The following is a 21,022-nucleotide window of genomic DNA, read 5'->3' as shown; positions in this document are numbered from 1 at the left end:
ATAGAAGAACGAGATTATTTTAATCTGTACTTTAGATAAATAAAAGTAAAGTTAAGTGACTATGAGTGAAATCAAGATCCTTGTGATTGAAGATCACAACCTGACAAGAATCGGCTTACGCTCTGCTTTACAAACCCAGCCAGACTTTAACATTGTTGGAGAAGCAGCCAATGCAGCTGACGGCATTAAGCTTCTGAAAAGTCTCAAGCCTGATGTTGCTACTATTGACATCGGTTTGCCTGACATGGATGGTATTGATCTAACACGCACATTTAGACAATATCAAGGAGAGAATGAGGACTATACCACAAAGCTGCTAATTTTGACGATGCAAAATAGCGAACAGGCAGTTTTAGCAGCATTTGCAGCAGGTGCAGATTCTTATTGCATGAAGGATATCGAAACTGAAAGACTAGTTGAGGCTGTGCGAACGACTTATGCAGGTAGCTCATGGATCGATCCTGCGATCGCAGACCTTGTACTACAACAAATACGTCAAGATTTCCCCGATGGCAGCAGAGGGGCATCTGGAAAACGAGTCTTGATTGAAGGTATTGACCCAGATACTGAGAAAAGTATAGTCAGCTATCCTTTAACTCATAGAGAAATGGATGTTTTAGAATTGATTGTCGCTGGCTGTGACAATGCAGAAATTGCTAAAAGGCTCTATTTAACAGTTGGTACTGTAAAAACTCATGTTCGAGGTATTCTCAATAAACTCTGTGTTGCTGACCGGACACAGGCTGCCGTCCGTGCTTTGCGAGCTGGATTAGTACCGTGAGCAACTAAAAATCTTTCTTCCGCAGTCCCCAGTCGCCATTTTCAAGTAAATTGTCTTTGAGTCAAAGCGGTTAACCCGGACAAATACAAATATTTATGGTTAACTGGGATAAATACTTATGAAGAAATTGTTACACAGTTTAGTACAATGACATCATCCCAAATAAGTATTTATTCTCATATACATGATAGCGGATCAATTTCCTTGGCTTACCGCGATTGTCTTGCTGCCACTCGTTGCTTCCCTGCTTATCCCTGTGCTACCTGATAAAGATGGCAAGCGCGTGCGGTGGTATGCACTGGGTGTAGGTATTGCAGACTTTGCCTTGATGTGCTACGCCTTTTGGAAACATTATGATGCCAGCAGTGCTAGTTTTCAAATGGTGGAAAGTTATGCCTGGATGCCTCAGTTGGGTCTTAACTGGGCGGTATCAGTCGATGGACTTTCAGCGCCACTTGTGCTTCTAGCGGGATTTGTCACCACACTCTCGATTTTTTCAGCTTGGCAAGTTGATCACCGCCCTCGCCTCTTCTATTTTTTGATGCTGGTGCTGTATTCTGCACAAGTAGGGGTGTTCGTTGCTAAAGACTTGCTGCTATTTTTCATTATGTGGGAAGTAGAGCTAATCCCTGTCTACCTACTAGTCTGCATTTGGGGCGGGCAAAGGCGACGTTATGCGGCTACGAAATTTTTGTTGTATACCGCAGCAGCTTCTATATTTATTTTAGTGGCAGCCCTGGCAATGGGGCTATACGGCGGCGGTGATATGACATTTGATATAACCGCCCTCGCCAAGAAGGAATATCCCCTGGGACTACAACTGCTACTTTATGCAGGTTTACTGGTTGCATTTGGTGTCAAACTTGCTGTTTTCCCGATGCACACCTGGTTGCCTGATGCTCACGGTGAAGCATCTTCTCCTGTGTCAATGATATTGGCTGGTGTATTGCTGAAGATGGGCGGATACGGATTGATTCGCCTGAATCTTGAGTTACTTCCCGATGCACACATTTACTTTGCACCAGTTTTAGCCATTCTGGGTGTTGTCAACATTATCTATGGTGCATTGAACTCCTTTGCTCAGACGAATATGAAGCGGCGTTTGGCTTATTCGTCGATTTCTCACATGGGGTTTGTGCTGCTTGGGATTGCGTCGTTCACTGATTTGGGAATCAACGGCGCGATGTTGCAGATGATTTCGCATGGTTTGATTGCATCAGTGCTGTTTTTCTTGGCAGGTGTTACTTACGATCGCACCCACACAATGGTAATGAAAGATATGGGCGGTATTGGTCAAGCCATGCCCAAAGTCTTTGCCCTGTTTACAATCTCCGCGATGGCATCCCTAGCACTTCCCGGTATGAGCGGCTTTGCTGGCGAACTCTCGGTATTCGTTGGGATGACAAGCAGTGACGTTTACAGTTCAACTTTCTGCACCGTAACAGTTTTTCTCGCCGCCGTTGGAGTCATTCTCACACCGATTTATTTACTTTCCATGCTGCGAGAGGTATTTTATGGTGACGGTGCAGCACTCATCTGCGACATTAATAATTCAGGTTCAGAAAATCAAGAAGATGAGGGAACAGTTTGTTTTGGTACAGACTGCTTCGTGCCAGAGGATGCAGTTTACGACGATGCTAGACCCCGTGAGGTGTTTATCGCCGCTTGTTTCCTGCTGATGATTATTGGTATTGGTTTTTATCCCAAGATGGCGATGCAGATGTACGACGTGAAGACTGTCGCAGTCAATGCTAATCTTCGCCAGTCTTATGCCATAGTTTCGCAAACCAATCCCCAGATTTATGCTAAGGGTTTCTTGGTTCCGCAAATTTCCGAGGTTGAGGCAGCGCCTGTTTTGGGAACTTTGAAGTAATCTTCTCGAAATCTATTCCTTTTGTGGAAAAGAGCGATCGCTAGGTATCTTTTTGAGGAAGAACAGAGTATTGATAGCCTATCACTGTGGATAGGCTATCAATCCCAAACCGTTCTCAGGATGCCCAAGATGTTTTTTCTGGAAAAGCTCCTTTTTTCCAATTTTGCCAAACCTTTACTGCTGCTCTTTGAAAAAATGCCTGCGAGTTCTGCTCTGGGGTTTCTTGAAGTTCCTTAATTTCTCCACTCAATTTATCTATCCATAAAGAGCCGAGACGATCTTCATGTGGGCCAAAGCGGTAAGTAACGCCGGTCTCATCCTCCTTTTCTTTTAGAATCAATACGTAAAAAGCCATAACAGATTAATGTGGTCTTTAAAAGTTAGATACTTTAGTTTTAACTCATTTGAGTTATGGTGATATTACTGGGGGACTCCAGAAACGACCAGAGCGTTCGGTAGCTTCATGAGCTGTACGGTAGTTAGTATGGAAAATGCCTTCAAACCTCGACTCAAAGTATTCATGTTCCAGTAGTCTCAAATCTTCAGGGTTAAAATTACCTCGCTGTAACCTAATCCAGGCATCTGCTATATCTGGATCAGGACTAAAGCGGTTAAATCCGAGATCGTAATCCAACTGGTGTTCATCATAAAATAAATGTTTTTTGATCCGTCGAATGCGAAACTCTGCCCATCCAGTGTTACGTGCAATCACTGCTACATCGTCAGCATCACGAATAGCATCATACGCCTCAGGAGCATACTCAAGAAAGCGCTTTAAATATTCCATTTATTAAATTAGTTAATATAAATAATCAATATATAATCCGATAATAACATTATTTTCCAATCATTAGGTATAAAAATATATTAATAAAATGTAAACACTCAGATAGGTATGCAAACTACCACAACAGATAATTAGCATCATTAGTAAACAAATCAACCCTTTACATGGGATGCTGGTTGATGATTAGTGAGTTTTACCAATGTCTGTTGTTTCTGCCATCACTGTTACCGTCCCTGCCACAACTGCAAATTTGGGGCCTGGTTTTGATTGCATCGGTGCAGCATTAAAGCTGTACAACGAGTTTAAGTTCACTCGCCTAGAAGAGGGTGGGTTAACTATTCATGTCACCGGTAAGGAAGCTGAACGAGTCCAAACTGATGAGAGCAATCTTCTCTATCAAGCGTTTGTCAAGTTCTATCAGCATATAGAGCAGACACCGCCGAGTGTGAAAATAGAAATTAAATTAGGTGTACCACTGGCGAGGGGTTTGGGTAGTTCCGCGACAGCAATTGTTGGTGGCTTGGTTGCTGGTAATCAACTTGAGGGTGCAACTCTTTCTCAGTCGCAGGTGATGGAGTTAGCGATCGCAATGGAAGGACATCCTGATAATGTAGTTCCAGCCTTGTTGGGAGGATGTCGTCTCGCTGCTACCAGTGGTGCAGCTTGGGAAATTTGTGATGTTCCCTGGCATAAAGATGTTGTACCAGTTATAGCTATTCCTAATTTTGAACTTTCCACTTCCGAGGCGCGGGGCGTTCTCCCGACTGAAGTGAGTCGCGCGGATGCGATTTTCAATACAGCCCATTTGGGCTTATTGTTGCGCGGCTTGGAAACTGGGAACGGACAATGGTTAAAGACAGCTTTGCAAGATAAGTTGCATCAACCCTATCGTAAAGCTTTGATTCCTGGTTATGATGCTCTCAACATCGCAGCCGTTAGTGCTGGTGCTTATGGTATGGTGATTAGTGGTGCGGGGCCAACACTGTTAGCTTTGGCGGATAAACTAAACTCGAAAGCTGTGGAGGCGGCGATGTTAGCCGCTTGGCAAGAAGAAGGAATTACAGCCGAGGTGCGATCGCTTTCTCTCGATACCCAAGGCGCAAAAAGCTTTTAATATTTGATTTTATGGAGCAAATTCAGGCTGAAATGGCGGCGCTTAAATCTCAAATTCAGATTCTCCTAGAAGAACGCGCTGCACTCACTATTAATCATGTAATCTCTGGCGAGAATGATTCACCCCAGGCAATGGTGGAAGCCTATCGCCGTCAAGCTAGGGAAAATGCCCAATTATCAGTTGAACTCCAAGGCATTGATGCGGCGATCGCAGCCTTGGAAGGCCAGATAAAACAAAAACAAGGTAAGTTAGTGCGATCGCAAGTTGCATCAAAAGAACTTATCCTACAGCAAGAACTAGAAGAAGCCAAAGAAGTGGCACAGGTTCATGCTCAACGCATTAATCAATTAGCAAGTGAACTGGCAACAGAAGTTCGCCTCCTTAAAGGTTGTGCCAATGAATTGAGTCCAATGTATTGGCGAATTTATTACAAACCCTTCATTACTGGGTTCAAGACAATCTCCGTTCCTTATGTCCGCTCTGATTTAGAAGTGTGGACAATTGTCAACCGGATTGTTTAATGGTCAGCCCCAAGTACCTTTCCCTTATAGGGAAGGGCTGGGGGGTTAGGTCTATGACTCAACTTAGAAGCGTAGACTAAATAGCCCTGACACTTGGGCTTAACCATAAAATGTAACGCTATTGTAGCGGTGGCTTTAGCTACCGTTTTTTGTTGGCGTTGCAAAACTTTACATTTTATGAGCGGCAAAAATAGATACACCATTTATTCTTATTTATCCTGAAAAATTGAGATTCGATGAGTATATATTCTTGTCAAAAGAAAAAATTTAATATTGTAGATTTCAGAAATGGTTACAAAAGTCAAAATTCCTTAATATAATGTAACTAAAAGCGAAAAAGCAATATTGATTGTCATAAGTGATGAATGCTATTGAATTCCCCTGGCTAACAGCCATAATCCTCTTACCCTTGGTGGCTGCCTTAGCCATCCCCCTGATCCCAGACAAAGAAGGCAGAACTGTGCGGTGGTATGGTTTGGGAGTTGCGATCACTGACTTTGCACTGATGATTTATGCCTTTTGGTATAAGTACGACTTTCAGAGTTCAACACTCCAATTTGTAGAAAACTATCCTTGGATACCGCAATTAGGTTTGCATTGGGCTGTGGGAGTTGATGGTTTATCGATGCCCTTACTGCTTCTAACAGGCTTAATAAATACTCTCGCAATATTCGCGGCTTGGAAAGTTACCACCAAGCCGCGATTATTTTATGGTTTGATGTTAGCGATGTACAGCGCCCAGCTTGGCGTATTTGTCGCCCAAGATTTGCTACTGTTCTTCCTAATGTGGGAAATCGAGTTAGTGCCGGTTTACCTGCTGATTTCCATCTGGGGAGGACAAAACCGCCGTTATGCAGCTACTAAATTCATTCTTTACACCGCCGCCGCATCAATATTTATCTTGATTGCCGGTTTTGCAATGGCCTTCTCTGGAGATACCGTCACCTTCGACATGGCGACTCTAGGAATGAAAGAATACCCCAAAACTTTGGAATTGTTGGTTTATGCAGGTTTCTTGATTGCCTTCGGTGTGAAGTTACCGATTTTCCCATTACACACTTGGCTACCTGATGCCCACGGTGAAGCATCAGCACCCGGTTCGATGATTTTGGCTGGTGTGTTGTTAAAAATGGGTGGTTATGCCCTTATCCGTTTCAATGTGGAAATGTTGCCCAATGCTCATGTGACTTTTGCCCCAGTGCTGGCAATTTTGGGTGTGGTTAACATTGTCTACGGTGCTTGCTGTGCCTTCGCTCAAACCAATCTCAAACGCCGTTTGGCTTACTCTTCAATTGCCCACATGGGATTTGTGCTGATTGGGATTGCCTCTTACACAGAACTGGGTATAAGTGGTGCAGTGTTACAGATGGTTTCCCACGGCTTGATTGCTGCTAGCTTGTTCTTCCTGTCTGGCGTAACTTACGATCGCACCCACACCTTGATGATGGATAAAATGGGCGGTATGGCTAAGGTAATGCCCAAAACCTTTGCTCTGTTCACCATCGGTTCAATGGCTTCTCTCGCCTTACCCGGAATGAGTGGTTTTGTGGGTGAGTTGATGGTATTTCTCGGTATCGCCACCAGTGATGTTTACAGTTCCAGCTTCAAGATTGTAGTCGTGCTGCTGTCAGCAGTTGGCGTGATTTTGACACCGATTTATTTACTGTCGATGCTGCGTCAAGTATTCTACGGTGAACAAAGTAAAGAATTGCACTTGGATGCTGTAATATCTGATGTCAAACCCCGCGAAATATTTATTACCGCTTGTTTGCTGCTACCAATCATCGGAATTGGTTTCTATCCCAAATTAGCAACGCAGACTTATGATGTGAAAGCAGTAGAGTTAGCCGCCCATGCTCGTCAAGTTCTACCAATCGTTGCTCATCAACAACCATCAAGTTTGTACTCGCGGATTTTCTCTGCGCCAACATTGGCTGATTCTCAAGTTGAAAGTTCGATTAACATTTCTGAGTAAATTAACTTCCCATTAAGGGGGCTGCAAGTAAATTCTAAATTATTAGGGCAATAAAGGGGTGGTTACGAAACCACCCCTAAAATTTTGGCATTACTCAATTCAATATATTTCTAGATCGTTCACTTCAAAGTCGAAGCCTGCCGTCCACCTAAGCGTTGTCCTGGCGCTGTAGGCAAGACATTAACAGAGATAGTTGCATAAACGCCCTGTTTTTGACCAATCATGATTAGGCGAATAAAATCTCCCAAGCCTTCTACCAATCGAGCATTACGTAAAACACCAGAATCTACTGCTAAAAATCCGATTTCTTCAGCAAGCTCGATGACTATTTTTCTGGCTTCCTCATCATCTCCTGCAACAAAAACAGAAACTCCATAATTCTTTAGTGGTTCAGGTGCTAATTCAAAGACTTCCTGCGCCATTGTATTAAAAGCTTTTACCACTCGCGCATTCGGTATATCTCTAGCAAGCTTTTCCGCTAGCGATTGTTGCTAGCTTACAGCGAAATCAAAGCCAGCAACGAAGAAGTCGAAGCAGAAGTTATTTTTGATAGAGAACGCGTTGGGCTTTGCCCCGCCGTAGGCATCGCTACCAAGTCGTTCACGCGGGATGGTCAAATAAGCGCCGTGTATATGGCTGTGTTTTGCATCTGGATATTAAAAACGAAAAAATTTGGATTCAACACGATGGTACTGAAGGAGGTATTGCCAATGAACTTATTAATAGAGGCGTACCCAAAAAAGATATCGTTTTAGCTTTTCATTCCCCCTTTAAACGACAATTTACCGAGTTCGCTGTTGGTTAAAGTAATTTCAATTGCTATTTTCGTGATTTAGGATATAGCCAAAAGCTAAAGAAACGGCTAACTCTAGGCATGACAATATATGTCAACAGTAAAACCATTGTAATCGTAACGATCAACGAAATAATTAAGGGAGGTAAACCACGAAGTAAGGGGACTATAAACGTACTCAACAAATTAATTAACACATATACGGCTCCCCAAGTTAGCAATGCTATTTTATAGCGCGGTGGAGTTTTCAGTGGTTGTCCGGGAAGAGAAAACCAAGCTTCTAATCCACAGATTTGTTGAACATCAGGATCGGATTCCACCAAATGCTTACCTTGATTGAGCCAATATTCGCGATCGCGCGATGTCATCCATACCTTTAAATTTTCATAATTGTCAAACCGGAAGATAATCACATATTCATTTCGCACGCCAAGTTGGGGACGAATTACATTTGTCCCCATGTGACCAATATAGGTTCTGGCAACACTAGTAACATTTTTTAACCAAATTTCGTAAGCGTTTTCGCATCCTGGTTTGACAAGTTGTGTAATGACCACGGTTACAAATTGCTCGTCCTGTTCCATCTCCATTAGTTATGTCACCATCAAGTTAACAATTCTGAGTTTTTGTAACCGTAGCATGATTGAGTCATTCTCAAGTTAAGGAATACCCAATTTTTCCAACTTCAAGCCGAACAACATTAGCAGGAACGACACCTGTAGGTGGAGGTAAAAACATTCCACCATTAGTTACAACATAAATCGCGGTGCTATCGCTCTCTGTTTGACCAAAAGCCACGGCTGTGCTGCCAATTACACCTTGCTCGGCTTGAGCAATGATAGTAGTAGTGCGATCGCTTGCAATTCTTACTACACTGTTGTAAATATGCGTTGCTCCATAAAGGTTGCCTTCTACATCAAAGGCAAAGTCATCAATATTAGTCTGCTCAACAAAAATTTCCGGCTCACCTGGTTTATTAGCGGTATCAATGGGAATCCGCAACAGCAACATTTTTTCTGTATTTGAAACGTAGAGGAAATCACCAAAACGCTTCAAGCCATTTGCAGCCGGAAACACGCTCTGCGAATTGCTACGAGCCAGCATTGGATGTTCTAGCCAAATTGAGCCACTGGGTTGAGCAACATCAATCAGCCAGATTGCACCACGATAGGAATCTGCTGTCAAATATTGAGTATCGGAAAGTGGCGTGATGCCATTGAGAAACATTGCGTCTGGCAGTGTCAGCAAGGTTTTCACCGTGCCATCACTTGTAACTAGAGAAACCACGGGTATAGAATCAGCATTCCAGCCTGTTGCCACCCGCCGTTCGCAGTGAAAGCAAGACCACTTACTTTGCCTTCAACAGTGGCATGAATTTGCTGATTGCCATCTGGGGTAATGCGAACAATTTCGCCAACTTCGTGATTGCTTACAAAGATTGTGCCATTTGGTGCGATTGCTAGATTTTCCAAAAAAGTATTAGCTGGGAACGAGGTAATAATTTTAGCAGGTGCTAATTCAATCGGCTTATCTGCGTAAATAGGCGGTAAACCTGCGGAATTTCCCATATTGACCTACCATTGTAATTGAATGGGGCCACCAAACTTTCGCATCTCTGCAAAAAACATTCCTTGCGCTCCTCCATCGGGAAGTGTTGCTAAATAGACAGCAGTTTCGGCTCCTTCTTCTGCTGTGAACGGGGCATTATCTCCCCCCATGTCTGTCTTCATCCAACCTGGAGAATAGGCATTTACAAGAATATTAGTACCTTGGAGTTCCTTGGCGAGAAGCACAGTTAGTCCATTTACTCCCACCTTTGAGAGTCGATAGGAGGGCGCTAAAGGGTAGTAATCAGTGGGAACTGATACCAAAGATGCCATTTCCGTAGAGATATTGACAATACGACCGTAGTTTTGCACCTTCATCAACGGAATTAATGCTTGAGAAATTCTAAGTACTGCTAAAACATTAGTTTCAAAGGTTGATCGCATCGTTTCCAGTTGCACAGTTAGTAAGCTGGACTCCTCCGGCTTCGTTGTGGGATTTACACCTGCATTATTGACCAAAATATCTACTTTGCCGTAAGTTTCATGCAACCACTTGGTAAACTGCTGCACACTTCCATCATTGGTGACATCTAGCGTGTGATAGTCAATATCAAGCCCTTCACTGGATAACTGCTGCTTGGCAGCAATGCCATCTGTTTCATTACGACTCGTCAGAATTACGCGGTTGCCAATTTGGGATAATTGACGAGAAATTGCATATCCTAGCCCTCGGTTACTGCCTGTTACCACAGCAATCCTTTTTTGAGTCGTCATTTTTATGACCTTCAAACTGGTTTTAAGTTTACTGTACTGAGATGTTGGAAATTAAGCAAATTGATTTTAGCAATATCTTTTAGGATTTCTGCATTGACAATAAACATCAAATATGTACATAAGTGTACAGCAATGCTAATATGTGTCAAATTAAGCTCAAATCCTTTTAAACCTCGTTTCCAGCCATTAGAGCAATTTGTTTAAATCTATAATAGGGATTTTGATGAATTGCAATCAAGACTACGCGGACGGCGTAGTAATCATCTATGAAGTTTCAATCCCTAATAGGGATTTTGATGAATTGCAATTTGACTGGCTGGTAGCACCTGGGGACTGTGATAATCTATGTTTCAATCCCTAATAGGGATTTTGATGAATTGCAATCCCCTGGTTCTATAGCTAATTCACAGTATTTTTGGTTTCAATCCCTAATAGGGATTTTGATGAATTGCAATTAGATTTGGTGGTCGTTTTGGTTTGATTCCAGAACGTTTCAATCCCTAATAGGGATTTTGATGAATTGCAATGCTAGATACATTCGTCGTATTACATTTGCTAAAGATGTTTCAATCCCTAATAGGGATTTTGATGAATTGCAATTACCACTGGGAACCTGAAAACTTTTAGAACTATTGTTTCAATCCCTAATAGGGATTTTGATGAATTGCAATATTAGTGACTAGCTGGCGCTGATCTGGCAGAGCGTTTCAGTTTCAATCCCTAATAGGGATTTTGATGAATTGCAATCTGATGGTGGCGTTGGTAAAACCAAATTTCTTTATGTTTCAATCCCTAATAGGGATTTTGATGAATTGCAATCCATGTTTTTTCATTAGATACAAATGAGTGTTGAGCAAGTTTCAATCCCTAATAGGGATTTTGATGAATTGCAATCTGAAAAAAAAGTGAATGCCGATGAAATTTCCCAAGTTTCAATCCCTAATAGGGATTTTGATGAATTGCAATGATAATACCCCTCGAAAAAAAGATGGCATCTTGGATGTTTCAATCCCTAATAGGGATTTTGATGAATTGCAATTATTCTGTTATACCTAATACTGATCCTAACTTTAGTTTCAATCCCTAATAGGGATTTTGATGAATTGCAATTTGACTGTTGAAGAAGTACGATCGCAGTACGCTAGTTTCAATCCCTAATAGGGATTTTGATGAATTGCAATTCGTTAGTGACATCTTCGATGGCATCCTGATTTATGGTTTCAATCCCTAATAGGGATTTTGATGAATTGCAATAGCTAGCTTTTGATTGTTACACAGCCATGATTCAGTTTCAATCCCTAATAGGGATTTTGATGAATTGCAATCAAAAAAAAGATGCCACCTAAGATGGCATCCGAGATGTTTCAATCCCTAATAGGGATTTTGATGAATTGCAATAGCGGAAGCCCGAAAGCCAAGCTGTATTTAGTTTTCAAGGTGCGGTTGCGCGATTCTAGAGCAATCATAGCATTAGAGAATTCCTTTGGAAAGAGTCTCGGTAAAGGTTGAAGGCTGACACCCAGTTTTTGTAAGCATTTCAGAGATTGCGCGGATGACAATTGGGCAATTAGTGGGGTGAAATGCTTGCTGGTGTTGAGGTAGAAGCACTTTTTTCAGGCTGTGGAATTTGTACACCTACCCTTCCGCGCATCTGAGACGGAGAAACTCTGTGAAACGCTACGCGATAACCTAATGGTGATGGGGGGCGCGATCGCTGCCTTCAGAGCCAGAAATCTCAGTCTTTATATGCTTATAGCCTCCCACATCACACGCGGCACTTGATAATGTTAGTCTTGAGACTCCTCAGAGTTCGGTTCCGATTCGGTTTCAAGTTCTACTGTTTCAAGTTCTTCTGTTTCGACTTTGACTGGGGGTTTGACGGGTTTTGGCCCACGCGCTAGGGCAGGATTTCCCGGCTGCCTGTTTTCATCCCCATAGGATGCTTTTTTCCCTTTGTCAGATGAGCGATTATGGGTCGGTTTTGCACTTTTGGGGCTGGATTCAATAGGGGTTACAGAATCCGAATTTTCGGAATTGTTGTCAGTACTTTCTTTAGCCTGACGTTCCGATTTCTTGATTGGGCGTTCTACCATTGTTGATTTTTGTAAATTTATCTGTATATTACATCGGTTTGGTGACTATAAAACTGTTGAGCAGCATTTTTTAAATATTTTCTCAGAAAAGAATTCAGGAGCCAGAATTCAGAATTCAGAATTTAATTTGAGTCCTACTAGGGAATGAATTAAATGGGTTTAAGACTCCCACTAAAATCTTTCATATAGAACAAGCAAAGGAGGAGCAGCGTGCAAAACAATTAGTAGCAGGAAATCTCTCACTTTCTTGTTCTAAATATTGTAGCTTGCTTCCCTTAAGGTATCTGACTTTTGAATTCTTCTTCAACGCGAGAATTATTGAATGGCTCTAAAAAACTGATTTGACAAAAAGGCAGAAAAAAAACTCTATTAACATAACTCATCAAATGCAAAAATGGGCGCGTTATCGATAGTTGAACGCACCCGACAACTATTTGACAAAATTAGGTCTTGCTTGTTGTCTTGATTTAAACTTTTCCTCTAAAACCGCCCAATTTTCTTGCTCAATTAAATTAGTTAACTCATCGAGATTGTGACGATATTGTTGCAGCGATCGCAGCAATGCTTGACGATTATACCGCGCCATCATCACGCCCAACTCTGGATTACCGCCACCCACGCGACTAGTATCCCGAAAACCTGAACTAGCAAACTTTTGGGCTAATTGCAAAACATCGGGGTCAGTTTCACTTAAACAAGCAGCAATCAACGACGAACTGACCATTACAGGTAAATGGGAAATCCAACTAACAGCGCGGTCATGTTGCTCTGGCTGACAATAGTGGATATTCGCTCCGAGCGATCGCACAATTTCTTCTACAGCCATAATTGCACTAGTTGGTGTTGTAGTTATTGGTGTTAATACATAAGGTTTATTGACAAATAAATCTCGCTGTGCAGCTTCTATGCCACTGTCTGTTGTTCCCGCCATTGGATGACCGCCGATAAAATTATCCCAAAGGGGAGAAATATCCTTAACTATCTGTTCTTTTGCCGAACCCACATCAGTCACGACTGTATTAACAGACAAATGAGCGATCAATTGTGCAAATTGGGGCACAATAAGTGCTAGAGGTGTACAAATAAATACAACTTCTGCGGCTGCTAACAGGCTCAGATCAACAGATGCTTTATCAACACAGCCGAGGGTAACTGCCTTTTGACAGGTCGCTTCACGGCGACTGACTCCTAAGAGATGATGTCCTTGCGATCGCAAGTCAAAACCCAAAGAGCCGCCTATCAGTCCCAATCCTAAAATCCCAATATTCATTTTTGATTTTGACATTCCGTTTTTATGACTTTACCAACTATTAAAGTTGGCATCCAAGGGGTAGCATCAATGACTGTAGAGGAATTACTGGAACAATACGCAGCAGGAGTCTTAAACTTTAGTGGTGTTAACCTCGCCGAAGCTAACCTGAGTGGGGCTAAACTCAGTAATATAAATCTTAGCAATGCTAATTTGAGTATAGTTAACCTGAGTGGGGCAAATCTCAGTGAAGCTAACTTGAGCAATGCCAAGCTGAATGTAGCTAGGCTGAGTGGTGCGAATCTATGCGCCGCCATCCTCAACAAAGCCAGTCTTAACGTTGCTAATTTGATTCGCGCGGATCTGAGTCGCGCTCAACTCAGAGGAGCTTCATTTATCCGCGCCGAGTTAGTTCGCGCTGATCTGAGTCGAGCCGACTTGTCGGAAGCTGACCTCACTAGTGCTGATTTGCGAGAGGCGACACTCCGCCAAGCGAATCTCCGTCACACTAACTTGAGTGGGGCTGTCTTGAGAGGTGCTTCTTTAACCGGAGCCAACTTGGAGATGGCTAACTTAAATGCCAGTGACCTCAGTCGTTCTGATCTTAGCGGCGCAAATTTGCGAGATACCGAACTCAGACAAGCCAATCTCAGCCATGCTAACTTGAGCGGAGCAGATTTGAGCGGGGCGAATCTTCGGTGGGCAGATTTGACTGGTGCAAATCTCCGGTGGGCAGATTTGAGCGGCGCAAAATTGAGCGGTGCTGATTTAATTGGCGCAGATTTAAGCAATGCTAATTTAACGAATACCAGTTTAATCCACGCCAATTTAACTCAGGCCAAATTAATTAGGGCGGAATGGATTGGTGCTGACTTAACAGGAGCAACTTTAACTGGGGCAAAGCTTTATGCCACCTCCAGGTTTGGTTTAAAAACCGAAGGTCTGACTTGTGAATGGATTGATCTTAGCCCAGGTGGCGATCGCTCCATTATCCAAAACTTCCATTCTGAAGAATCACGAGATTTTTTTAACGAAACAGCGCCAACAATTCGGATTATTGTTGATGCAGCCCTAGAACACGAAGCCAATTTTGCGATCGCTGGTGCTTACTACCAAATTGCTCAAGAATATCGAGGGCTGAAACAACCCCCAAGCATCGAAAGTGGCCGTCGTCGAACTATTTTTACCTTTCATGTAGATAGCGATGAAGTATTATTTTCCACTGCTTATATTGTGATTTTACCCTTTCTAGATGCGGCATCTACCCAAAAGAATATTTCCAGCCTAGTAGAAATGATTAACAATGAAGTTGTTTCTAACGAAAATTTGCAATTGCTAAAATCGCCCCAGATAGTGAAACAATTAAGTATTCTTCTAGAGCAAGCCATGAGTCAGGCTACAACAATTAAACAAATGAAGAAAAATATCGAAGTAGCCGCAAAGTTAAATTTTTGCAAAGCCCCAACCCAAATAATATTAACGAATTCCAGCGCCCACACTTTGATTATCCATGACCATCCCAACTTTGGAAAAAGATTTATTAATCGCTCTGCTCTCAAAGCTTCAGCTTATGATGATATAGCCAGTGAATCAGCAAAATATATATTACCAACGATAGATATGATTATGGATTTTGTCAAAGGATTTCACCTATTTCCGCAAGGAGGCTCACACTGAAACGGAGTACCGTTTCAGTGTTGAGAGGAATTGCGGGGGAAAAGCGAAACATCCCTTGACCAATACTGAGCGTCAGCGAAGTTAGGGAGAGGGATAGTTGAGCTTTTCCCAAACAAATCTTTGGTACAACACGACTATTTTGAATGTATTATATTCACACGTGATTAGGTCGAAGTCATGGAACAAGTATTGACGCTAGTTTGCAAACTCAACCCCTCTCAAAGACAGGCAGAAGAAATCGAACTGGTACTAAAAGCTTTTGCTGATGCGTGTAACTACGCCAACGAAAAAGTTAAGTCTCAAATAACCAGTAAGATGACTATTCAAAATCTGGTTTATAACGAGATTCGCGCTTTTTTTGGGTTAAGCGCAAATTTAGCTGTTCGTGCTTGTGCCAGAGTTGGAGCTAATCGCAAAACTGCCAAACAAAAAGACAAGCCAGTTAAAACATTTAAGCCAACATCGGCTGATTATGATGCCAGAATTTTCTCATTTAGAGAGAAAGACTGGACTGTTAGCTTAACTCTGACTAATGGCAGAGAACACATCAAAATTGATGCTGGTAATTACCAAAGAGGTAAATTAAAAGGCAGAAAGCCAACATCGGCACAACTATGCAAGCATCGTGATGGTAACTACTATATCCACATCCAAATCAAGGATGAGCCACTAACACTAATCAAATCAACTAATGTAATTGGTGTTGATTTTGGGCGCAGAGACATTGCTGTAACTAGCAATAATGATAAGTGGGATGGAAAGCAAATTAACGATATTAGAGACAGATTTTCTAGAGTGAGAAGTTCTTTCCAAAGGAAAGCCACGAAAGGCACAAGGTCTACTCGCCGCAGAGCAAAACAGACTTTGAAACGGTTGTCGGGGAAGGAGAGAAGATTTCAACAATGGCTAAACCACAACATTAGCAAGTCCATTATTCAGGACGCATTAAAAAATAATGCAGCAGTGGCAATTGAAGACTTAACGGGTATTCGTGAAAGAACTAATCAAAAGCCAAGAAACAAAACAGAGCGTAGGCGTTCAAATTCTTGGTCTTTCTATCAATTAAGGTCTTTTTTGGAATACAAAGGCATCCAATTTGGAGTAGAAGTAATTGCTGTTCCTCCAGCATGGACTAGTCTTACTTGTCATCAATGCCTACATATTGGACTGCGTTCTGATAAGCGTTTCAGATGTACTAATGAGGCTTGTTCTTGGAGTGGTGACGCTGATTTAAACGGAGCAAAGAATATTGCTACTATTGGGGCGAATCTTGTAAACTCGCCCAGAGGCTCGAACTGTTTGTGCTGTAAACTCAGTGTAGATAGTTCAGGGCTACTAAAAGCCTACACTGTACGCGAAGCGTCAGTGTAGGTAGTTTACTATATTATTCATTAGGCATGGGACTAATAACTAATGACAAAAAATTTTGGAGGATAAAATGCGCGATACCTTTAACAGAATCGTTGGTCGAACTCGCTATGTAGTTTTTCGCCTATTTCTGCACTTAGGGGGAGGCGAGGTAGCGCCAATTTTGGGAGTATTAAATAGTGCTGGACGGGATGCGATCGATGCCAATGGTGATTTAGAAGTTTTGGGAGAAGCGTTGGTAGAAATTAGCCAAACCCTGCTGCAATATGATGAATATTGGTTTTCTGCTGCCAACGAAGGCGACGTATTTTGGGATGAAGGCGAGGCGGGAGATTATGTCAACGAATTATTTACTGACTCTGCCCAAAGATATCTCAGTGAACCAGATTATAGATCCGACTCTGAATTGAATGAACCTTTATCTATACCTGTTACCCGCAATGTCATTGTGATGCTAACAGTAGCGTATGAAGGAGAAGTAGCAGATTTGGAAACTGATCTTTCTAACGTTCAGGCACTCAAGGAAGGATTGAAAGCATTGATAAATTTGCATTATAAACATAGATTTAAGGCAATCCAAGTGCATTTTTCGCCAGCCCAATTAGGCGATGAACTCACTAGCGACCAATTGTTGCAATATTACCCAGAATTGATTCCTTTATAATGTGTTGGGTAGTCCGTACTTACTACTCACACTACTCATATCGAGAAATTGTTAAGCTCAGAGATAGGACAATAATCCAATGATCATGACCATAGTACGTAAATTTACAGCCGTTTTTTTAGCTCTGAGTTTGTGTGTGACAACTGTCGCCTGTGGCGGCCAAAACCAGACTAATTCTTCAGCTAAGAACGTTAGCCAAACCTCTACTAACACCAAGCTGAGTGATGGACAGTATCAAATACAACAAGCCACTTATGACGATGCAAGTGGTGAATATAGCCTGTTTTTACTTAACAATAATCCTCCAACCTTTGCAACCGAAAATTTGCAAATGGCACGGTTAACTGATGATGAAATTAAGCAGGGCAAAAAAACCTATCTAAAGGTAGATAAAGGACAACCGATTTTATATCTGACAGAAGATTTTAAAATTGAGTACGTCCACAACGTGACTGAAAATAAAACTAATCCCCAAACAGGACAACAAGAAACGGTTGTAGTTCGTCGAGAAAATAGCTTCTGGGCACCGTTTGCTGGATCTGTGGCTGGTAGCTTGGCTGGTCAGGCGATTGGCAGTATGTTGTTTAGACCCCAGTATTATGTACCCCCTGTTTATCAATCAGGGCAAGGATTAAGTGGCTTTGGCGGATATGGCGGAAGCTATGGCCAAGCAGTTCAAAGCTACCAAAGCCGCTACAATACGCAACCCGCAGCCGTGAGAAATCGCACTGCGTTCCGCAATACAGGGACAATTAGAAGGTCATATCCTGGAAATTCAACTGTACGCAATACACCTCGTAGCACTACAGGTAACAACCGTCCTTCTGGTTCTGGTTTTGGTGGTAGCACGTTGCAACCTTCTGGCAGAGCTACTTCACCGAGACGCAATTCTGGTAGTGGTTTTGGTAGTGGGCGTAGTACAGCGCCCCGCCGTTCTACTGGTTTTGGCAGCAGACGCCGTTAGGAAGTTTCAAAATGAACTTATTAGTTTGTCAAGTTTAAATTGATGAGTAAGCAAGTTCGTAGTAAGGATTTTAGTCCTTATTTTCTAAGCACTAAAGTGCTTACTACAAACTCTCAAAACTAACTTGTACATTCTATTACCTCTAGCTAGCTTATCTGCAAGACGTTGCCCGATCGCTCAAGCTAGAGGTTTATCTAAACAGAATTCAGGAGTCAGGAGTCAGAATTCAGTATGAATTCTGTACGAGTGGTGGATGAATAAACGGATTTAAGACCACCAAATTTTCAATTTGGTGGTCTTAAAGACGCTCGATGACTCGCTAACGCTACGCTATCAGTGGTGGGTCTGAATCCCCCACTGATTTATTCTGACTCCTGAATTCTGACTTCTGAATTCTTCTTCAAACATCCGCCCTCAAAATGCTACTTTCAGACATTCTTGAAGAAACTGCTGGGGAATTTCTCTATTTTGTCCCCAATGCAAATGAACGTAAGAAGCATGGACGTTTGCAGGAAAACCCCATCCCTCGCATCCCATATTTTCTTCACAATCGTAGCGAGAAGTTTTAAATAGGGGCTGAGTGGGAGTTAAGGTTAACTGGGAACGATGAAACTCATGTCCGTAAATAGTTGTACCTGCTTTGACTAATAGATTATCTTGTAAAGCTACTGCCTGACGATAGCCTAAAGTTAAACGCCCACCCATCACCGCAGATGTTGGTAGTACTCCCGTCATTGACCAAGATTTACCTTCAAAATCGATAATTTGCTCACACAAATACATCAATCCCCCGCATTCGGCAATTGTGGGCATTCCTTGAAGAATTGCTGTTTTCACTGCATCACGAACGTTAGTATTTTCTGCTAATTGCTGGGCAAAAACTTCTGGGAAACCTCCGCCAAAATACATTCCCTGCACATCTTTTGGTATTGCAGCATCTTCTAAGGGACTCCAGAAAACCAGTTCTGCGCCAAGTTGTTGCAGCAAATCAAGATTATCTTGGTAATAAAAATTAAAAGCGCGATCGCGGGCTACTGCAATCCTGACTGGGGATGACGGGGGATGAGGCAGATAAGAGGCATGAGGGAGAGGTTCGGATTTTAACAAAGGTAATAAGTGTTGCCAATCGAAGCAGGTATCTCCTAAATCGGCGAGGCGATCAATTAAGGCATTGAGTTCGGGAAGTTCTGCTGTGGGTACTAAACCCAAGTGGCGATCGGGAATTGTGATGTTATCTTGACGGCGCAGTACGCCGAGAATGTTTAATTGTAAGGGTTCTAGAGAATCTTTCAGGAGAGAGAGATGGCGATCGCTCCCCACGCGATTTAATACTACCCCAGCTATTTTAATTCGGGGATCAAAAGACTGGTAGCCGTGAGCGATCGCAGCTACAGAACCAGATAAACGACTACAATCAATCACCAACACCACAGGTAAATCTAAAAGCCGGGCGATGTGTGCAGTACTCGCAAAGTCGGTCATTTGTCCTTTGTCTTTTGCAAATGACAAATGACTATTGACTAATGACGAAACTCCATCAAATAACCCCATTACCCCTTCTACGAGGGCATATTCACTCAGCTGACTATGATGGGCAAAACATTGCTGAACGTAGGCTTCAGAAGTTAATACGGGGTCTAAATTGCGACAAGGAAGACCAGTTACGTGTTGATGAAACATTGGATCAATGTAGTCTGGCCCCACCTTGAAAGATTGCACCAGGCGATCGCGACGGCGTAAAGATGCTAAAAGGGTGAGCGTGACTGTTGTCTTGCCCACCCCACTACGTTCCCCGGCAATGACTAAAGCCATAAATGAAACAAATTAGGTTTTTATGCAGCAACTATTTTGACGGTTGGCTGTGCGTCTATACTCGCTTTTGGCAAAATTAGATGCGCCAGTTTGTGATTTATTTTAAAACCAACTAACTCAAACTTATACCAATTAGAAACAAGAAAACCAACCAATTAGGGGAGTTAAGCTGAAAAAGTCTGTTTAATAATAGAGTTGGAGTTAACCGAGATCGGATAGCAATAAGCTACCAGAAGAAGAACGTTTTATGATAGTTGTGCATCATCTTAACAACTCGCGATCGCAGCGTGTGCTGTGGTTGCTTGAGGAATTAGGTATCGAATACGAGATCAAATTCTATGAACGCGATGCAAAGACGATGCTAGCACCGGAGTCGCTGCGCCAAGTTCATCCGCTTGGCAAATCACCAGTGATCACAGATGCAGACTTCACGGTTGCTGAGTCGGGCGCGATCGTCGAATACCTCGTTAATCGCTACGGTAATGGTCGCTTAGTTCCGGCATCCGATACACCAGAGCATCTGCGCTATACATATTGGTTGCATTATGCTGAAGGCTCTGCAATGCCACCTCTGGTAATGCGACTGATATTGAACAATTTTGGTGCAGGCGAGAGCAGTGTGGTTAGCGGATTCGTCGCGCCCCAGATCAAACTTCACTTTGATTACATAGAAAGTGAACTGCGTAAAAGTACGTGGTTTGCGGGCGAGGAATTTACCGCCGCCGATATCCAAATGAGCTTTCCCTTGGAAGTAGTCGCTAGCCTCCCCGAAGAGGTTGAGAGTCGGCCAAAGCTCAAAGAATTTATCGAGCGCATTCATGCACGATCTGCTTACAAACGCGCCCTTGAGCGTGGAGGCAAATACGAGGTATCCTTTCAGTAACAGAATTTACGCAAAACAAACAATAGTCGAAACCTAGATTTTCAGGCAAGGGCAATTCATATAAACCCAAAGCGTTTGCAAAAATCTATCCAACATCATGAATTGACTGTAGGGGCGTACATCTGTACGCCCCTACCAATGTATTTA

General features: G+C 42.5%; 20 protein-coding genes, 1 pseudogene and 1 CRISPR repeat array. Of the genes and pseudogenes, 12 read left to right on the top strand and 9 right to left on the bottom strand.

The window, feature by feature from the left end; genetic code table 11:
* The first annotated feature begins 61 nt into the window (after positions 1-61).
* Positions 62-781, top strand: coding sequence for a response regulator (locus tag ANSO36C_RS00400; RefSeq protein WP_251957894.1), 720 nt, complete (start codon positions 62-64; stop codon positions 779-781).
* A 184-nt stretch (positions 782-965) separates the two neighbouring features.
* Positions 966-2,654, top strand: a complete 1,689-nt coding sequence (locus tag ANSO36C_RS00395) for an NAD(P)H-quinone oxidoreductase subunit 4 (RefSeq protein ID WP_251957893.1) — start codon at positions 966-968, stop codon at positions 2,652-2,654.
* A gap of 115 nt (positions 2,655-2,769) precedes the next feature.
* Here the strand turns inward: ANSO36C_RS00395 and ANSO36C_RS00390 are convergent, their stop codons facing one another.
* On the bottom strand, positions 2,770-3,009 hold the full coding sequence (locus ANSO36C_RS00390) for a hypothetical protein (protein WP_094342344.1): 240 nt from the start codon (positions 3,007-3,009) through the stop codon (positions 2,770-2,772).
* Between the two features lie 54 nt (positions 3,010-3,063).
* Positions 3,064-3,441 (bottom strand): hypothetical protein, encoded by a 378-nt coding sequence (locus tag ANSO36C_RS00385; protein WP_251957892.1) that lies wholly within the window; start codon positions 3,439-3,441, stop codon positions 3,064-3,066.
* Between the two features lie 199 nt (positions 3,442-3,640).
* Here ANSO36C_RS00385 and thrB point away from each other — a divergent pair, with 199 nt between their 5' ends.
* From thrB to ANSO36C_RS00370, 3 genes are all read left to right on the top strand, one after another.
* Entirely contained in the window at positions 3,641-4,555 is a 915-nt protein-coding gene (gene thrB, locus ANSO36C_RS00380; RefSeq protein ID WP_251957891.1) for a homoserine kinase, read from the top strand.
* An 11-nt stretch (positions 4,556-4,566) separates the two neighbouring features.
* The gene (locus ANSO36C_RS00375) at positions 4,567-5,076 is read left to right on the top strand and encodes a hypothetical protein (protein WP_251957890.1); all 510 of its coding nucleotides are present in this window, start codon (positions 4,567-4,569) and stop codon (positions 5,074-5,076) included.
* A gap of 361 nt (positions 5,077-5,437) precedes the next feature.
* Entirely contained in the window at positions 5,438-7,051 is a 1,614-nt protein-coding gene (locus ANSO36C_RS00370; protein ID WP_251957889.1) for an NAD(P)H-quinone oxidoreductase subunit 4, read from the top strand.
* A 119-nt stretch (positions 7,052-7,170) separates the two neighbouring features.
* Here ANSO36C_RS00370 and ANSO36C_RS00365 read toward each other — a convergent pair whose 3' ends face one another.
* The gene (locus ANSO36C_RS00365) at positions 7,171-7,473 is read right to left on the bottom strand and encodes an NAD(P)-binding domain-containing protein (protein ID WP_251957888.1); all 303 of its coding nucleotides are present in this window, start codon (positions 7,471-7,473) and stop codon (positions 7,171-7,173) included.
* Between the two features lie 146 nt (positions 7,474-7,619).
* Between ANSO36C_RS00365 and ANSO36C_RS00360 the strand changes: the two genes are divergently transcribed.
* On the top strand, positions 7,620-7,856 hold the full coding sequence (locus ANSO36C_RS00360; RefSeq protein WP_410174665.1) for a XisI protein: 237 nt from the start codon (positions 7,620-7,622) through the stop codon (positions 7,854-7,856).
* 14 nt (positions 7,857-7,870) lie between these two features.
* Here ANSO36C_RS00360 and ANSO36C_RS00355 read toward each other — a convergent pair whose 3' ends face one another.
* The 3 genes and pseudogenes from ANSO36C_RS00355 to ANSO36C_RS00345 form a co-directional block, all read right to left on the bottom strand.
* Positions 7,871-8,428 (bottom strand): antibiotic biosynthesis monooxygenase, encoded by a 558-nt coding sequence (locus tag ANSO36C_RS00355; protein ID WP_251957887.1) that lies wholly within the window; start codon positions 8,426-8,428, stop codon positions 7,871-7,873.
* Between the two features lie 70 nt (positions 8,429-8,498).
* A pseudogene (locus ANSO36C_RS00350) lies at positions 8,499-9,412 on the bottom strand (SMP-30/gluconolactonase/LRE family protein).
* Between the two features lie 6 nt (positions 9,413-9,418).
* Positions 9,419-10,165 (bottom strand): SDR family oxidoreductase, encoded by a 747-nt coding sequence (locus tag ANSO36C_RS00345; protein ID WP_251957886.1) that lies wholly within the window; start codon positions 10,163-10,165, stop codon positions 9,419-9,421.
* Positions 10,166-10,363: 198 nt separating this feature from the next.
* Positions 10,364-11,563: a CRISPR direct-repeat array (repeat unit 37 nt; unit sequence GTTTCAATCCCTAATAGGGATTTTGATGAATTGCAAT).
* 222 nt (positions 11,564-11,785) lie between these two features.
* Here ANSO36C_RS00345 and ANSO36C_RS00340 point away from each other — a divergent pair.
* Positions 11,786-11,947: a hypothetical protein gene (locus ANSO36C_RS00340; RefSeq protein WP_251957885.1), complete on the top strand. Its 162-nt coding sequence runs from the start codon at positions 11,786-11,788 to the stop codon at positions 11,945-11,947.
* 5 nt (positions 11,948-11,952) lie between these two features.
* On the opposite strand, the gene ANSO36C_RS00335 is transcribed toward ANSO36C_RS00340, so the two are convergent.
* Both ANSO36C_RS00335 and ANSO36C_RS00330 read right to left on the bottom strand, forming a co-directional pair.
* Positions 11,953-12,258, bottom strand: a complete 306-nt coding sequence (locus ANSO36C_RS00335; RefSeq protein ID WP_251957884.1) for a hypothetical protein — start codon at positions 12,256-12,258, stop codon at positions 11,953-11,955.
* 430 nt (positions 12,259-12,688) lie between these two features.
* Positions 12,689-13,528: a prephenate/arogenate dehydrogenase gene (locus ANSO36C_RS00330; RefSeq protein ID WP_251960489.1), complete on the bottom strand. Its 840-nt coding sequence runs from the start codon at positions 13,526-13,528 to the stop codon at positions 12,689-12,691.
* A 69-nt stretch (positions 13,529-13,597) separates the two neighbouring features.
* On the opposite strand from ANSO36C_RS00330, the gene ANSO36C_RS00325 reads away from it, so the two are divergent.
* The 4 genes from ANSO36C_RS00325 (at position 13,598) to ANSO36C_RS00310 (ending at position 18,180) form a co-directional block, all read left to right on the top strand.
* Complete coding sequence (locus ANSO36C_RS00325; RefSeq protein WP_251960488.1) at positions 13,598-15,184, top strand: pentapeptide repeat-containing protein; 1,587 nt, start codon at positions 13,598-13,600, stop codon at positions 15,182-15,184.
* 177 nt (positions 15,185-15,361) lie between these two features.
* Entirely contained in the window at positions 15,362-16,555 is a 1,194-nt protein-coding gene (locus ANSO36C_RS00320) for an RNA-guided endonuclease InsQ/TnpB family protein (protein ID WP_251957883.1), read from the top strand.
* Positions 16,556-16,622: 67 nt separating this feature from the next.
* The gene (locus tag ANSO36C_RS00315) at positions 16,623-17,216 is read left to right on the top strand and encodes a DUF1517 domain-containing protein (RefSeq protein ID WP_251957882.1); all 594 of its coding nucleotides are present in this window, start codon (positions 16,623-16,625) and stop codon (positions 17,214-17,216) included.
* Positions 17,217-17,295: 79 nt separating this feature from the next.
* On the top strand, positions 17,296-18,180 hold the full coding sequence (locus ANSO36C_RS00310; RefSeq protein ID WP_251957881.1) for a hypothetical protein: 885 nt from the start codon (positions 17,296-17,298) through the stop codon (positions 18,178-18,180).
* A gap of 414 nt (positions 18,181-18,594) precedes the next feature.
* On the opposite strand, the gene ANSO36C_RS00305 is transcribed toward ANSO36C_RS00310, so the two are convergent.
* A complete protein-coding gene (locus ANSO36C_RS00305) occupies positions 18,595-19,992 on the bottom strand; it encodes a cobyrinate a,c-diamide synthase (protein WP_251957880.1) in 1,398 nt (465 codons plus the stop codon).
* 247 nt (positions 19,993-20,239) lie between these two features.
* Between ANSO36C_RS00305 and ANSO36C_RS00300 the strand changes: the two genes are divergently transcribed.
* Positions 20,240-20,875, top strand: coding sequence for a glutathione S-transferase family protein (locus tag ANSO36C_RS00300; protein WP_251957879.1), 636 nt, complete (start codon positions 20,240-20,242; stop codon positions 20,873-20,875).
* Positions 20,876-21,022 lie beyond the last annotated feature (147 nt).

This window comes from Nostoc cf. commune SO-36, from assembly GCF_023734775.1.
GTDB lineage: Bacteria > Cyanobacteriota > Cyanobacteriia > Cyanobacteriales > Nostocaceae > Nostoc > Nostoc commune_A.
This window is presented reverse-complemented; position numbering and strand designations above follow the sequence as displayed.

Bases quoted from the DNA above. Each gene is read 5' to 3' on its own strand.
- ANSO36C_RS00400 (WP_251957894.1), top strand. From the start codon at position 62: ATGAGTGAAATCAAGATCCTTGTGATTGAAGATCACAACCTGACAAGA.
- ANSO36C_RS00395 (WP_251957893.1), top strand. From the start codon at position 966: ATGATAGCGGATCAATTTCCTTGGCTTACCGCGATTGTCTTGCTGCCA.
- ANSO36C_RS00390 (WP_094342344.1), bottom strand. From the start codon at position 3,009: ATGGCTTTTTACGTATTGATTCTAAAAGAAAAGGAGGATGAGACCGGC.
- ANSO36C_RS00385 (WP_251957892.1), bottom strand. From the start codon at position 3,441: ATGGAATATTTAAAGCGCTTTCTTGAGTATGCTCCTGAGGCGTATGAT.
- thrB (WP_251957891.1), top strand. From the start codon at position 3,641: ATGTCTGTTGTTTCTGCCATCACTGTTACCGTCCCTGCCACAACTGCA.
- ANSO36C_RS00375 (WP_251957890.1), top strand. From the start codon at position 4,567: ATGGAGCAAATTCAGGCTGAAATGGCGGCGCTTAAATCTCAAATTCAG.
- ANSO36C_RS00370 (WP_251957889.1), top strand. From the start codon at position 5,438: ATGAATGCTATTGAATTCCCCTGGCTAACAGCCATAATCCTCTTACCC.
- ANSO36C_RS00365 (WP_251957888.1), bottom strand. From the start codon at position 7,473: ATGGCGCAGGAAGTCTTTGAATTAGCACCTGAACCACTAAAGAATTAT.
- ANSO36C_RS00355 (WP_251957887.1), bottom strand. From the start codon at position 8,428: ATGGAACAGGACGAGCAATTTGTAACCGTGGTCATTACACAACTTGTC.
- ANSO36C_RS00345 (WP_251957886.1), bottom strand. From the start codon at position 10,165: ATGACGACTCAAAAAAGGATTGCTGTGGTAACAGGCAGTAACCGAGGG.
- ANSO36C_RS00335 (WP_251957884.1), bottom strand. From the start codon at position 12,258: ATGGTAGAACGCCCAATCAAGAAATCGGAACGTCAGGCTAAAGAAAGT.
- ANSO36C_RS00330 (WP_251960489.1), bottom strand. From the start codon at position 13,528: ATGAATATTGGGATTTTAGGATTGGGACTGATAGGCGGCTCTTTGGGT.
- ANSO36C_RS00325 (WP_251960488.1), top strand. From the start codon at position 13,598: ATGACTGTAGAGGAATTACTGGAACAATACGCAGCAGGAGTCTTAAAC.
- ANSO36C_RS00320 (WP_251957883.1), top strand. From the start codon at position 15,362: ATGGAACAAGTATTGACGCTAGTTTGCAAACTCAACCCCTCTCAAAGA.
- ANSO36C_RS00315 (WP_251957882.1), top strand. From the start codon at position 16,623: ATGCGCGATACCTTTAACAGAATCGTTGGTCGAACTCGCTATGTAGTT.
- ANSO36C_RS00310 (WP_251957881.1), top strand. From the start codon at position 17,296: ATGATCATGACCATAGTACGTAAATTTACAGCCGTTTTTTTAGCTCTG.
- ANSO36C_RS00305 (WP_251957880.1), bottom strand. From the start codon at position 19,992: ATGGCTTTAGTCATTGCCGGGGAACGTAGTGGGGTGGGCAAGACAACA.
- ANSO36C_RS00300 (WP_251957879.1), top strand. From the start codon at position 20,240: ATGATAGTTGTGCATCATCTTAACAACTCGCGATCGCAGCGTGTGCTG.